Below are 13108 nucleotides of genomic sequence, written 5' to 3'. Positions count from 1 at the left end.
TCCGGGGGCGGACCACATGACGACCACGATCGACAGCGGGCAGCGGCTCCACCTCGTCTTCGGCGGCGAGCTCGAGAACCTGGACGGCGTCCACTTCCGCGACGTGAAGGGCCTCGACATCGTCGGGATCTTCCCCGACTACGCCTCCGCGCAGGTGGCCTGGAAGGCCAAGGCCCAGGCCACGGTGGACAGCGCCCAGACGCGCTACTTCATCGTCCACCTGCACCGGCTGCTGGAGCCGTGAGCGGGCCGGGGCACCCCCTCCGTGAAGGCATTGTGACACCCCGGCGCCACTGGTATGAGCGCGAGCCGTCAGGCGTTCAGGACCCTGGCATGAAGGCCCCGGCATGAAATCCTCGATCAAGATCGTCGCCGGCAACGCGAGCCGCCCGCTGGCCGAAGCCATTGCGGCCTATCTCGAATTGCCGCTCGCCCGCTGCATGGTGCGGCGCTTCGCGGACATGGAGATCTTCGTCGAGCTGCAGGAGAACGTGCGCGGCGAGGACGTCTTCATCGTCCAGTCGACGTCGTTTCCGGCCAACGACCACCTGATGGAGCTGCTGATCATGATCGACGCCGCGCGGCGCTCCTCGGCGCGGCGCATCACGGCGGTGATCCCCTATTTCGGCTATGCCCGGCAGGACCGGCGCACCTCGGGTCGCACCCCGATCTCCGCCAAGCTCGTCGCCAACCTCATCACCGAGGCCGGCGCCGACCGCGTCATGACGCTCGACCTCCATGCCGGCCAGATCCAGGGCTTCTTCGACATCCCGACGGACAACCTCTTCGCCGCCCCCGTCATCGTGCGCGACATCAAGGAGCGCCTCGACCCGAAGGAGTGGATGGTGGTCTCGCCCGATGTCGGCGGCGTGGTGCGGGCGCGCGCCATCGCCAAGCGCATCGACGCGACGCTGGCCATCGTCGACAAGCGCCGCGAGCGCCCCGGCGAATCCGAGGTCATGAACATCATCGGCGAGGTCGAGGGCCGCTCCTGCATCCTCGTCGACGACATCGTCGATTCCGGCGGCACCCTGGTGAACGCCGCCGAGGCGCTGCTGAATGCCGGCGCGAAGGACGTCTCGGCCTACATCACGCACGGGGTCCTCTCGGGGGGCGCGGTCTCCCGCATCGCCGCCTCGCGGATGAAGGAGCTCGTCATCACGGACTCGATCCAGCCGACCCAGGCCGTCAAGCTCGCCCGCAACATCCGGGTGGCCACGATCGCGCCGCTGCTCGGCGAGGCGATCGGCCGGACGGCGACGGAATCGAGCGTGTCGAGCCTGTTCGCCTGAGATCGTGCCCTGACTCCAGGATCATGGCGCAGGACACCGATTGCGCCCGCCTCCACCCGCGCCTATAAGCCTGCATCCCCATTTGACAGCGTGAGACGGGACATCCGGATCGATCCATCCGGAGCCCGCGGACCGATGCCCGGCCCCGCCCGTCCGCGCGAAGGTTGGAGCCGCGCAAAGTCATGTCCCAGGGTCCGCTGATGCCCAAGGCCACCGCCGTGTGGCTGGTCGAGAACACCTCGCTCGCCTTCGAGCAGATCGCCGATTTCTGCAAGCTCCACCCGCTCGAGGTGAAGGGCATCGCCGACGGCGAGGTCGCGGCCGGGATCAAGGGGCTCGATCCCATCACCACGGGCCAGCTCACCCGCGACGAGATCGAGAAGGCGCAGAAGAGCCCGGACTACAAGCTCAAGGTCGCGGTCTCGAAGGTGAAGCTGCCCGAGGTGAAGCGCACCACCAAGGGCCCGCGCTACACCCCGCTCTCGCGCCGCCAGGACCGGCCGAACGCCATCCTCTGGCTTCTGCGCAACCACCCCGAGCTCAAGGACGCGCAGATCATCCGGCTGGTGGGCACCACCAAGTCGACGATCCAGCAGATCCGCGACCGCACGCACTGGAATTCCGGCTCGCTGCAGCCCCTCGACCCGGTGACGCTCGGCCTCTGCACGCAGATCGACCTCGACTTCGAGGTGCAGCGCGCCGCCAAGGACCGTCCGGCGCTGGTGCCGGCCGAGACCGGCGCGACGCTCCTGCCCACCGAGATCTCGACCGCGCCGGAGCCGGACGAGAACGAGGAGCACCACCGCGCGAGCCGCGACGAGAAGCTCAACGTCGACTCGGTCTTCGCCAAGCTCAAGGGCATGCGCCAGGCGGAGGACGAGGAGGAGTGAGGCACCGATCCCGGGAACGGAAGCGGGTCTCCAGGCTGATGCCGGGCGAGGGATCGACAGTATCGGCTCAGATCTGAGGGCTCGTCCGAGGCGTAAGCTTGGCCGTTCGAAGATCTGCGCTGCATCGCAGCATCGAAAGCACCCGTTCCGCAGTCGCCAAGACCGGAAAAATCGTCAATAATCTTCCCGTCTCGATTGGCGAGGACGACGATTACGGGCGGCTCATGACCTCTCCCAGCACGGACGCCGACATTCAGGTCCGCGATTTCCAGGGCCCATCGGGATCCGGAGCCTTACCGGACCTCGACGGTTGGGAGATGCCCGCCCGGCGGGTGGTGGGCGAGCCCGTGACGCTCGCCGATTCGCTGATGGTCGAGGCGGGCTGGAGCCCGATGAACTTCAGCGATGCCGGCCCGAACCCGCCCTACCTGCGCATCGGCGGCAAGCTCTGGGTCACGCTCACCGAGTACGAGCCCTGCTTCTCCTCGTACCACCGGGATCGGGTCCTGTTCCGCTCCAAGGTCCCGATGGCCGAGCACCTGCAGAAATACGATCAGATCATGGTCGACCCGCTCGCCTTCGAGGAATGCTTCGGGCCGGGGCAGGGGACCGACGCGACCTTCCCCTTCGGCGCCTGGCTCTCGATCCGCGAGGTCCGGTTCACCGGCATCGAATTGTGGGCCAGGCACCACGGCCGCGTGACCCTGCCGCTGCAGCCGCTGGCCGTCGCCTCCGCGGTCTGGCTCCGGAACGCGGACATCGACGCCCCGCCTCTGTGAGCCGCACCTGATCGTTCTCGACGAACCGAAGCCGGGCGCTCCGCGTGACGGCGCGCGGTCAGCTGTCGAAATCCGCTTCCGAGGATCGATGCGCATCGCAATCAGACCCTCGTAATACGCGCGAGCCGGATGACGAAGTTCTTTCCAAACGGCGAAGAACTTGCAATGAAATATTGTAACACAGTATTAGGTTAAAAAAGCGTTCACAACAGTGTCGCAAAGCGCCGGGTAATAGCTTGAGCAGGAAGACGAGCGACTCGATGCATCGAGTCGGGATGTCCGACCAGCCGTCCGCTCCCCTGCCCAAAAACCTTCGAAACGCTCCCCGCCCGCGACAGACGGCCGCCTGACGGCGGCCTGCGCCTGCCCTCAGAGGAAATCACCCGTCATGGCCTCGACTGCCAGCCCCATCAGAAACGTGATCGTGATGATCGCCGACGGCGCCGGCTACAACACGCTGGAGGCGACGCGGCTCTATCTGCAGGGGCTGGCCGAGGGCGATCCACGGGCCGGCGCCGCCGGGCGGACGCTCGTGGCCGACGGCGCCGGCTTCGTCGCCACCGCGCAGTCGGTCCACCCGCTCGATACCCGCACGACGCCGATCCCGGGCGAGACCGGGACCGCCCAGAACCCGGACGTGGTCTACGACCCGGCGAAGAACTACGATTTCCGGCCGGTCGCCGGCTCGGACACCGTGAACAATGGCGGCTTCCAGGTCACCTATCCGCGCGGCTTCGAGGGCTACGAGTTCCACCGGCGCACCTACCCGGATTCGGGCAACACGGCCTCGTCCATCGCCACGGGCGAGAAGACCTACAACAACGCCATCGACGTCGACGGAGCGGGCGAGCCGCTGTTCTCGATCGCCGAGCAGTTCCATCAGCTCGGCCGCGCGACGGGCGTCGTCTCCACCGTGCAGTTCAGCGACGCGACCCCGGCCGCCACGGGCGGCGCGCACAACATCGCCCGCGCGAACGCGAACCAGATCGCCCAGGAGATGTTCGCGTCGGGCACCCTCGACGTCATCGCCGGCACCGGCAACCCGGACTACAACGACAACGGCCGCCTGCGTACGACCCCGGACTATCAATGGATCGGGGCCGACCTCTGGAACTCGCTGCGGGCGGACACCTTCCGCTCCCTCGACGGCCAGAGCTGGAACCTGCTGCAGGACCGCGCCGCGATCCAGACCGCGGGCTCCGGCACGCCGACGACCGAGCGCCTGGCGATGATCACCCAGGCCTTCACCTCGAGCAACTTCAACCGCGACGGGGCCAGCGCCCCGAACACGACGGAAATCCCGTTCAGCGTGCCGCGTCTCGAAACCTCGCCGACGCTCTCCGAGCTGTCGCTCGCCGCGCTCAACCGGCTCAACGTCGATCCCGACGGCCTCTACCTCTCGATCGAGGGCGGCGCCGTCGACCGCGCGATGCACGCCAACAACCTCGGCCGGATGATCGAGGAATACATCGAGTTCAACAACTCGGTCCGGACGGTCGTCGACTGGATCAACTCGCCGACGAGCCGCGCGACCTTCGAGGACACGCTCCTCATCGTGACGGCCGATCACGACCACCTGCTGTTCGGGCCGGAGGGCGCGACGATCCCCTACCAGCCGGTCCAGCCCGACCGGAACGGCGACGGCGTGCCGGAATTCCGCTTCTTCAGCGGCAACCACTCGAACCAGATCATCCCGCTCTTCGCGGCGGGCGCCGGCGCCTCGCTGATCCCCTCGCTCGCGGACCAGGTCGACGCCTTCACCAACGCGCAGGGGCAGCGGATCGGGTCGGGCCGGAACTTCACCGACGAGGCCGAGCTCGGCGACTTCCTGCAGGCGCAGGTCCGCCTCAACGCGACGGCGGTCGATGCCGGAAACAACGCCCTGTTCGGCAGCGACGCCGGCGAGGCGCTGAACGGACTTGCCGGCAACGACTTCCTCGACGGCCGCGGCGGCAACGACACCCTCATCGGTGAGGCGGGCAACGACGTGCTCTCCGGTGGCGTCGGCGACGACGCCGTGCTGGGCGGCGCCGGCAACGACACGGCCTTCTTCAACGTCGCGACGGACGGCGCGGATCGCACCGACCTCGGCGAGGGCACCGACATCGTCAACGTCTCGGCGGCCGGAGCCGGCCAGACCCGCCTCACCTTCACCTCGGCGCAGGTGGGCAACGGGTCCACGGTCGACACCAACACCATGGCCAACCAGGACGGCGGCCTCGCCGTCCGCCTCCAGGCCGAGGCCGCGGGCGACGTGCTCACCGGCCCGGTCAGCCGCTACGACGACGAGGGCATCAGCTTCGTCGCCGCGACGAACGGGCTCACCTTCGACGTGCGCGACCTCGTGAGCGGCGTCGCGCGCGGCGACCAGTTCCAGGTGGTCACGCTCGGCACCGCGGGCAACGACACCTTCACGGTGCCCGCGGCGACCACGGCCCAGCCGCAGCGCGCGACCTACTTCAACGCCGGGCAGGGCAACGACACGGTGACCGGCGGCGCGGCCAACGACTTCCTCGTCGGGGGCGCCGGCAACGATACGCTCTCGGGCGGGGCCGGGGACGACGGCTTCATCGGCGGGGCGGGCAACGACACGATCACGGGCGGGGCCGGCAACGATACGGCGATCTTCAACGTCTCGACGGACGAGACCGACAGCGTGAATCTCGGCGAGGGCGCGGACGTCGTCAACGTCTCCGCCGCGGCGGCCGGGCAGATCCGCCTGAGCTTCGTCTCGGCCCAGGTCGGCAACGGCAATGCCAGCGACGCCGCCGGCCCCGCGCCGCAGGACGGCGGCCTCGCCGTCCGCCTCCAGGCGGAAGGCGCCGGTGATGCGCTCGCCGGTGCCGTCAGCCGCTTCGACGACGAGGGCACCAGCTTCGTTGCCGCGGCCGGGACCACCTTCGACGTGCGCGACCTCGTCTCCGGCGTGCAGCGCGGCGACGCCTTCGAGGTCGTCACCCTCGGCACCGCCGGCAACGACATCCTGACGGCGATCCAGCCTGCGCGGCCCTACTACTTCAATGCCGGCGCCGGCGACGACAGCGTGAGCGGCGGCACCGCCAACGACTTTCTCGTCGGCGGCGGCGGCAACGACCGCCTCTCCGGTGGGGCCGGCAACGACAGCTTCATCGGGGGCGCCGGCGACGACGTCTTCGACGGCGGCACGGGCACCGACCGGGTGATCTTCAACTTCGCCCTCTCGGCGGCCTCCGTGGGCGTCGCCGCCAATGGCGGCTTCACGATCGTCGGGCCGGAGGGCAGCGACACGGTCCGCGGCATCGAGCAGATCCAGTTCACGGACCGCACCCTCGACAACGCCGACGGCGCGCCGCTCGTCGACGACCTGTTCTACGCGATCCGCAACCCCGACGTGGTCGCGGCCGGCGTCGATCCCGACACGCACTACGCGCAGTTCGGCTTCCGCGAGGGCCGCGATCCGAACGCCTTCTTCTCCACCACCGGCTACCTCGCCGCCAACTCGGACGTGCGCGCCGCCGGCCTCAACCCGCTCACCCACTACGAGGGGTTCGGCTTCCGCGAGGGCCGCGATCCGGGGGCGGCCTTCGACACGCAGGGCTACCTCGCCCGCAACGCCGACGTGCGCGCGGCCAACGTCAACCCGCTCGCCCACTACCTCGAGTTCGGCCAGTCCGAAGGCCGCGCCATCAACGCCGCCGTGGGTCGTGCCGGCGAGATCGGGTCAGCCCGCGGCTTCGACGCCGAGTTCTACCTGCTGTCCAACCCCGACGTGGCGCGCGCCGCCATCACGGCGGGCGGCGACGGCTTCGCCTTCGCCCGCGACCACTTCACCAACTTCGGCGCGCGCGAGGGACGCGACGCCAACGCGATCTTCGACACCGACGGGTACCTGGCCGCCTATGCCGATGTGCGCACCGCGGGCGTGAACCCGCTGACGCACTACACGCAGTTCGGCTTCCGCGAGGGGCGCGATCCCTCCACCGGCTTCGACACGAGCGCCTACCTGGCGGCGAACGCGGATGTTCGGGCGGCGGGCATCGACCCCATGACCCACTACCTGCAATTCGGCCTCTACGAGGGCCGCTCGGCTCAAGCCGACACCACCTTCGGCGCCGGCAACGTCGGCTGAGGACGACGAGCCCGCGACCCGATCGGTCGCGGGACATCGTCGAGTTGCCGGACCGGCCGCGAATCGCTTCGCGGCCGTTTTTCCTCGCTGTGCATCCCGTTGGGGCGCCGGGGAAACCTGACGACACGATCCGGCCGGCGCGCTGCGGTTGCCCGCGGCCCTGCGATCGGCTATGCACCCGCCGTTCCTCGACCGGATACGATCAGGCTCGGACTCAAAGTCCGCGGTGATCGCCCGGGAAGGAATGGCCCTCGACCATCGTTGAGACTGCGTCGGCCCTCCCTCAGGGAGTTAGGCCCGTTGGGTTCAAGGACCCCGGGCGGCGATCGCCGAGGGTGCCCCGTCACACGAGCCGCCGATGCCGGCCTCCGAGGAGGCCTGTCAGGAGACAGAATGACCGCTGGTAGCGCCCTGCAGCGTAACCCGAGCCGCGACGATTTCGCGGCTCTCCTCGAGGAGAGCTTCCTCGAGCACGAGATCACCGAAGGCTCCGTCGTCAAGGGTCGCGTCGTCGCGATCGAGAAGGACGTCGCCGTCATCGACATCGGCGCCAAGACCGAAGGCCGTGTCGCCCTCAAGGAATTCAACGGCCCCGGCCGCGAAGGCGATCTCGCCGTCGGCGACGAGGTCGAGGTCTATGTCGACCGCATCGAGAACGCGCTCGGCGAGGCCGTCATCTCGCGCGACAAAGCGCGCCGCGAGGAGAGCTGGGTCAAGCTCGAGAAGGCCTTCGAGGCCAACGAGCGCGTCACCGGCGCGATCTTCAACCAGGTCAAGGGCGGCTACACCGTCGACCTCGACGGCGCCGTGGCCTTCCTGCCGCGCTCCCAGGTCGACATCCGCCCCGTGCGCGACGTGACCCCGCTGCTCGGCACGCCGCAGCCCTTCCAGATCCTCAAGATGGATCGCCGCCGCGGCAACATCGTCGTCTCGCGCCGCACCGTCCTCGAAGAGAGCCGCGCCGAGCAGCGCTCCGAGCTCGTGGCCAACCTCGAAGAGGGTCAGGTCATCGACGGCGTCGTCAAGAACATCACCGAGTACGGCGCCTTCGTCGACCTCGGCGGCATCGACGGCCTGCTCCACGTCACCGACATGGCCTGGCGCCGCGTCAACCATCCGTCCGAGGTCGTCACCATCGGGCAGACGGTCAAGGTCAAGATCATCAAGATCAACCACGAGACCCACCGCATCTCGCTCGGCATCAAGCAGCTCTTGGCCGATCCGTGGGAGGGCATCGCCCAGCGCTACCCGGTCGACGCCAAGATCAAGGGCCGCGTCACCAACATCACCGATTACGGCGCCTTCGTGGAGCTGGAGCCGGGGATCGAGGGGCTGATCCACGTCTCCGAGATGAGCTGGACCAAGAAGAACGTCCATCCCGGCAAGATCGTCTCCACCTCCCAGGAAGTGGAAGTGCAGATCCTCGAGGTCGATCCGGTCAAGCGCCGCATCTCGCTCGGCCTCAAGCAGACCCTGCAGAACCCGTGGGAGGCCTTCGCCGAGAAGCATCCCGTCGGCTCCGAGGTCGAGGGCGAGGTCAAGAACAAGACCGAGTTCGGCCTGTTCATCGGGCTCGAGGGCGACGTCGACGGCATGGTCCACCTGTCGGATCTCGACTGGAACCGCCCCGGCGAGCAGGTCATCGAGGAGTTCAAGAAGGGCGACATGCTGCGCGCCCAGGTCCTCGACGTCGACGTCGAGAAGGAGCGCATCTCGCTCGGCGTGAAGCAGCTCGGCGGCGATCCCTTCGCGGAGGCCGGCGAGCTCAAGAAGGGTCAGATCGTGACCTGCGAGGTGGTCGAGGTGAAGGATTCGGGCGTCGACGTGAAGATCGTCGACACGGATCTCACCACCTTCATCCGCCGGGCCGAGCTCGCCCGCGACCGCAGCGATCAGCGCCCCGAGCGCTTCGCCGCCGGCGAGAAGTTCGACGCCCGCGTGATCCAGTTCGACCGCAAGGTCCGCCGGGTCCAGCTCTCCATCAAGGCCCTCGAAATGGCCGAGGAGAAGGAGGCGATGGCCCAGTTCGGCTCCGCCGATTCGGGCGCCTCGCTCGGCGAGATCCTGGGCGCGGCCTTCAAGAAGGCCCGCACCAGCGACGACAAGGACGAGGAATAGCCTCACCGCCGTCGCCCCGGTAGGCGACAGCAACGACATCATCGCGCCCGCGCAGGATCTCGTCCTGCGCGGGCGTCTTCGTTTCCGGCGGCAGGTTCACACGATCGGCACCGCGCTGGCGCCCTCCCTCGCAGGTCGCCCCTTGCCGGTCCCCGGTGGCCGGCGCTAGATACGCGTCGCGATCCCGTCCCGGCCCGCAAGCCCATACGGACCAAGGACTTGCTCCTGGAGCGACGCCCTGGTGCAAAGCCTCGGCTTGTGTGGGACAACGACGGGACAAGAACAGCGCCGGCCCTCTCTCGGGTCGGAATGCGGGAGTGAACCGATCCGATGGCAGCCGACGCCGAACTCCTGATCGATCGCCGGCGCCTGCGCCGAAAGCTCTCGCTCTGGCGCGTGCTCGGGATCGGCGGTCTCGTCGTCGCGATCGGTGCGGTCGGCTACCGCGCCCGTGTCGGCGCCGACACGGTGGGCTTCGGTGCCGTGCGGCCGCAGATCGCGCGGATCTCGGTCGGGGGCTTCATCGCGGGCAGCGAGGCCACGACGAAGCTGATCGAGCGGGTCCGCGACGCCGGCGCCGTCCAGGGCGTCGTCGTGTCGATCTCCTCGCCCGGCGGCACCACGACCGGCTCGGAGGAGCTTCACCGCGCCCTGCGCGGGCTCGCCGAGAAGAAGCCGATGGTCGCCTTCGTCGACGGCACGGCGGCCTCGGGCGCCTATATCGCGGCGATCGCCGCCGATCATATCGTCGCCCGCGAGACGGCGCTGATCGGCTCCATCGGCGTGCTGTTCCAGTATCCCGACGTCTCGGGCCTCCTCGACAAGGTCGGGGTCAAGGTCGAATCCGTGAAGTCGGCGCCGCTCAAGGCCGAGCCGTCGGGCTTCACCCCGACCTCGCCGGAGGCCCGCGCGGCCCTGGCGGCGGTCGTCGGCGACACCTTCGCCTGGTTCAAGGGCCTCGTCGCCGACCGGCGCAAGCTGGACGAGAAGGAGCTCGCCACGGTCTCCGACGGACGCGTCTTCAGTGGCCGCCAGAGCCTGCCCCTCAAGCTCGTCGACGAGCTCGGGGCGGAGCGGCAGGCGATCGCCTGGCTCGAGAACCAGCGGGGCGTGACCAAGGGCCTGCCGGTGCGCGACTGGAAGCCGAAAGCGGAGAACGACTTCCGGCTCTGGTCGGCCCTCGGCACCGGTGCGCAGCTCCTCGGCCTGGACGACCTGAGCGCGAGCCTGCGCGCGCTCAGTGACGAGACCGCGGGCGTGGCCCGTGGCGGCCTCCTGGCGCTGTGGCGCCCGGGGCCGGCCGATCCGCGCTGAGCCGCGGCTTCGCGTTCCGCCAAGGTTCCTCGCAAGGTCCCCTCGCATGATCTCTCTTCGCAAGCGCCTCGGGAAGTCAGCCCCATGATCAAGTCGGAGCTCGTGCTGAAGATCGCCGAGCAGAACCCGCACCTCTACCAGCGCGACGTCGAGACGATCGTGAACGCGATCCTCGACACCATCGCCGATGCGCTGGCGCGGGGCGACCGGGTCGAGCTGCGCGGCTTCGGGGCCTTCTCGGTGAAGCGCCGCGAGGCACGGCGGGGACGCAACCCGCGCACGGGCGCGGCCGTTGCCGTGTCCGAGAAGGCGATCCCCGTGTTCAAGACCGGCAAGGAGATGCGCCAGCGCCTCAACGACGCCGGCATCGGCGACGGGCAGCCTTCGGCGTCATGAGCGAGTTCACGAGAGGGCTTCGATGATCCGTTTCCTCAAGGGCCTGGTGCTGCTCCCCGTGGCGATCCTGGTCGTCGCGATCGCGGTGGCGAACCGCGAGGCGGTGCGCCTGTCCTTCGACCCGTTCGCCCCCGACACGCCGGCCTTCAGCGTGACCCTGCCGCTCTACGCGATCCTGTTCGCGGCGGTCGCGCTCGGAATTGTGGTGGGCGGGATCGGCGCCTGGCTCGGCCAGGCGGAGACCCGACGCAAGAGCCGCGAGCGCCGCCGCGAGATCCGCCGCCTGGAGGGCGAGACGAGCCGCCTGAAGACCTACGCGCCGGCACCGATGCATGCGGGACCGAACGGCGCCTATGCCGGGAGCGATCGCGCCGCATTGCCGGCGCCGCGCTGAGGCCCCACCTTCGATCCATGCCATCCGTGCACGTGAAGATCTGCGGGCTGAGCACGGCAGCGACCCTCGATGCTGCGCTGAGTTCCGGTGCCGAGCTCGTCGGCTTCGTGCACTTCGCGCGCAGCCCCCGCCACGTGTCGTTCGAGGACGGCCGCCTGCTGTCGCAGCAGGCGAGGGGACGCGCCGAGCGCGTGGTGCTGCTCGTCGATCCCGATGACGAGACCGTCGCGTCGGCCTGCGAAGCCCTCGATCCCGACTGGGTTCAATTGCACGGCAGCGAGCCGCCGGCGCGCGTGGCCGCCATTCGCGCGGCGAGCGGTCGCCACGTCATGAAGGCGCTCGGGATCGCCAGCCGCGCCGACCTTGAGACGGTTGCTACCTATACCGGCGTCGCCGACCGTCTGCTCCTCGACGCCAAGCCGCCCGCGGGGGCCGCGCTGCCCGGCGGCAACGGCACCGCCTTCGACTGGACCCTCCTGACGGGGGCCGGTCTGCCCTCGACCTACATGCTTTCGGGCGGCCTCACTCCGAGCAACGTGTCGCGCGCACTGGCCGTGACGGGGGCGAGCGCCGTCGACGTGTCGTCGGGCGTCGAGACCCGTCCCGGCCTCAAGGACCCGGAGCGGATCGCCGCCTTCGTCGGCGCCGTCCGCGCGCAGCCCCGCTAGGATTTTGCCCTCTAGGAATCGCCATGCCGCTCTCCGACCGGACGCGCCGCCTCATCCTGCCGCTCGTCGTGTTCAGCGTCGGCCTGGTCGCGCTGATCGCGGCGGCCGTCGTCACCCTGGGGCCGGGCCGCAACGGTGCGGCGCCGAGCGGCGTCGGCGGCCCCTTCAGCCTGGTGAACCAGGACGGACAGCGCGTCACCGAGCGTGACTTCGCTGGCAGGCCCCACCTCGTCTTCTTCGGCTTCACCCATTGCCCCGACATCTGCCCGACGACGCTTCAGCAGATCACCGACGTGCTCCAGTCGATGGGTCCCAGGGGCCGGGACGTGCGGGCCCTGTTCATCGCCGTGGACCCGGAGCGCGACACGCCGGCCGCGCTGAAGACCTATCTCGGCAGCTTCGATCCGCGCATCGTCGGCCTGACGGGCACGCCGGAGGAGATCGCCTCGGTCGTGAAGGCGTTTCGCGCCTATGCCCGCAAGGTGCCCTCGAAGGGCGAGGGCTACACGATGGAGCACACGGCGCTCGTCTACATCATGGATGCCCGCAGCCGCTTCGTCACCGCGCTCAACCTGATGCGCCCGCCTGAGCAGAGCGCGGCGGAGCTCGCGAAGCTGCTCTGACGCTCGCGGCGTCCGCCGCGCGCAGGGCCCCGCTGCGCGAGGTGCGGGAGAGGCCGTGCTCGGTCTTGTTCCAGCGGTCGGGCGCCAGGATCAGCTCGACCACCCCGAGCCAGGCAGCGAGACTGACGAGCAGAAATTAGAAGGGCAGCAGGACCACGAAGGGCAGGAGGTCCAGCCAGCCGCGGCGGAGGCAGCCGAGCGCCGCCGGCGCCAGCATCGCCACGGACCCGCCCAGGAAGATCGTGAGCGAGGTCCCCGTGGGCAGGTTCGCCCAGAAATCCGGGTCCGGCGCCGTGAGCCTGGGCCACAGCGCGAAGGCAGCCGGGAGCATCAGGAACGGGTAGAGGAGGGCGGAGATCACCGTGCCCGGAACGAGGGCGAGGGCGCAGAGGGCACCGAGCGGTCCGAGCTCGCGGAAGGTCTCGCGCGGCCGGCGCCCGTGCGTGAAGCTCGTCTGCAGAAAACCCTTCATCCAGCGGGTGCGCTGTCGCAGCCAAGCCCTTGTTGTAGCGCGCAAAATCAAATG

At 69.3% G+C, this 13108-nt stretch carries 12 protein-coding genes; 11 read left to right on the top strand and 1 reads right to left on the bottom strand.

From position 1 onward, the window contains the following. Positions 1-16: 16 nt before the first annotated feature. From MFF55_RS12935 to MFF55_RS12880, 11 genes are all read left to right on the top strand, one after another. The gene (locus MFF55_RS12935; RefSeq protein ID WP_238244509.1) at positions 17-244 is read left to right on the top strand and encodes a DUF4170 domain-containing protein; all 228 of its coding nucleotides are present in this window, start codon (positions 17-19) and stop codon (positions 242-244) included. 103 nt (positions 245-347) lie between these two features. Continuing rightward, positions 348-1292, top strand: coding sequence for a ribose-phosphate pyrophosphokinase (locus tag MFF55_RS12930; RefSeq protein ID WP_238244508.1), 945 nt, complete (start codon positions 348-350; stop codon positions 1290-1292). A gap of 182 nt (positions 1293-1474) precedes the next feature. After that, on the top strand, positions 1475-2182 hold the full coding sequence (locus MFF55_RS12925) for a DUF1013 domain-containing protein (RefSeq protein ID WP_238244507.1): 708 nt from the start codon (positions 1475-1477) through the stop codon (positions 2180-2182). Between the two features lie 224 nt (positions 2183-2406). After that, positions 2407-2961, top strand: a complete 555-nt coding sequence (locus MFF55_RS12920; protein WP_238244506.1) for a hypothetical protein — start codon at positions 2407-2409, stop codon at positions 2959-2961. A gap of 388 nt (positions 2962-3349) precedes the next feature. Then, positions 3350-7069 (top strand): alkaline phosphatase, encoded by a 3720-nt coding sequence (locus MFF55_RS26825; RefSeq protein ID WP_283206737.1) that lies wholly within the window; start codon positions 3350-3352, stop codon positions 7067-7069. Between the two features lie 393 nt (positions 7070-7462). Further along, positions 7463-9187, top strand: a complete 1725-nt coding sequence (rpsA, locus tag MFF55_RS12905) for a 30S ribosomal protein S1 (protein ID WP_238244505.1) — start codon at positions 7463-7465, stop codon at positions 9185-9187. Positions 9188-9517: 330 nt separating this feature from the next. Continuing rightward, positions 9518-10501, top strand: coding sequence for a signal peptide peptidase SppA (gene sppA, locus MFF55_RS12900; protein ID WP_238244504.1), 984 nt, complete (start codon positions 9518-9520; stop codon positions 10499-10501). Between the two features lie 84 nt (positions 10502-10585). Beyond that, positions 10586-10897, top strand: coding sequence for an integration host factor subunit beta (ihfB, locus tag MFF55_RS12895; RefSeq protein WP_238244503.1), 312 nt, complete (start codon positions 10586-10588; stop codon positions 10895-10897). A gap of 22 nt (positions 10898-10919) precedes the next feature. Next, on the top strand, positions 10920-11291 hold the full coding sequence (locus MFF55_RS12890; RefSeq protein ID WP_238244502.1) for a lipopolysaccharide assembly protein LapA domain-containing protein: 372 nt from the start codon (positions 10920-10922) through the stop codon (positions 11289-11291). A 17-nt stretch (positions 11292-11308) separates the two neighbouring features. Next, entirely contained in the window at positions 11309-11959 is a 651-nt protein-coding gene (locus tag MFF55_RS12885; protein WP_238244501.1) for a phosphoribosylanthranilate isomerase, read from the top strand. Between the two features lie 23 nt (positions 11960-11982). Then, a complete protein-coding gene (locus tag MFF55_RS12880) occupies positions 11983-12582 on the top strand; it encodes an SCO family protein (RefSeq protein WP_238244500.1) in 600 nt (199 codons plus the stop codon). A 136-nt stretch (positions 12583-12718) separates the two neighbouring features. Here MFF55_RS12880 and MFF55_RS12875 read toward each other — a convergent pair whose 3' ends face one another. After that, complete coding sequence (locus MFF55_RS12875; RefSeq protein WP_238244499.1) at positions 12719-13054, bottom strand: hypothetical protein; 336 nt, start codon at positions 13052-13054, stop codon at positions 12719-12721. Positions 13055-13108 lie beyond the last annotated feature (54 nt).

Origin of the sequence: Methylobacterium iners, from assembly GCF_022179305.1 — a bacterium.
Taxonomy (GTDB): Bacteria; Pseudomonadota; Alphaproteobacteria; order Rhizobiales; family Beijerinckiaceae; genus Methylobacterium; species Methylobacterium iners.
This window is presented reverse-complemented; position numbering and strand designations above follow the sequence as displayed.

Excerpts from the sequence above, each read along its gene's own strand:
- MFF55_RS12935 (WP_238244509.1), top strand. The coding sequence starts at position 17 with ATGACGACCACGATCGACAGCGGGCAGCGGCTCCACCTCGTCTTCGGC.
- MFF55_RS26825 (WP_283206737.1), top strand. The coding sequence starts at position 3,350 with ATGGCCTCGACTGCCAGCCCCATCAGAAACGTGATCGTGATGATCGCC.
- MFF55_RS12880 (WP_238244500.1), top strand. The coding sequence starts at position 11,983 with ATGCCGCTCTCCGACCGGACGCGCCGCCTCATCCTGCCGCTCGTCGTG.
- MFF55_RS12875 (WP_238244499.1), bottom strand. The coding sequence starts at position 13,054 with ATGAAGGGTTTTCTGCAGACGAGCTTCACGCACGGGCGCCGGCCGCGC.
- MFF55_RS12885 (WP_238244501.1), top strand. The coding sequence starts at position 11,309 with ATGCCATCCGTGCACGTGAAGATCTGCGGGCTGAGCACGGCAGCGACC.
- MFF55_RS12920 (WP_238244506.1), top strand. The coding sequence starts at position 2,407 with ATGACCTCTCCCAGCACGGACGCCGACATTCAGGTCCGCGATTTCCAG.
- ihfB (WP_238244503.1), top strand. The coding sequence starts at position 10,586 with ATGATCAAGTCGGAGCTCGTGCTGAAGATCGCCGAGCAGAACCCGCAC.
- sppA (WP_238244504.1), top strand. The coding sequence starts at position 9,518 with ATGGCAGCCGACGCCGAACTCCTGATCGATCGCCGGCGCCTGCGCCGA.
- MFF55_RS12890 (WP_238244502.1), top strand. The coding sequence starts at position 10,920 with ATGATCCGTTTCCTCAAGGGCCTGGTGCTGCTCCCCGTGGCGATCCTG.
- rpsA (WP_238244505.1), top strand. The coding sequence starts at position 7,463 with ATGACCGCTGGTAGCGCCCTGCAGCGTAACCCGAGCCGCGACGATTTC.
- MFF55_RS12925 (WP_238244507.1), top strand. The coding sequence starts at position 1,475 with ATGTCCCAGGGTCCGCTGATGCCCAAGGCCACCGCCGTGTGGCTGGTC.
- MFF55_RS12930 (WP_238244508.1), top strand. The coding sequence starts at position 348 with ATGAAATCCTCGATCAAGATCGTCGCCGGCAACGCGAGCCGCCCGCTG.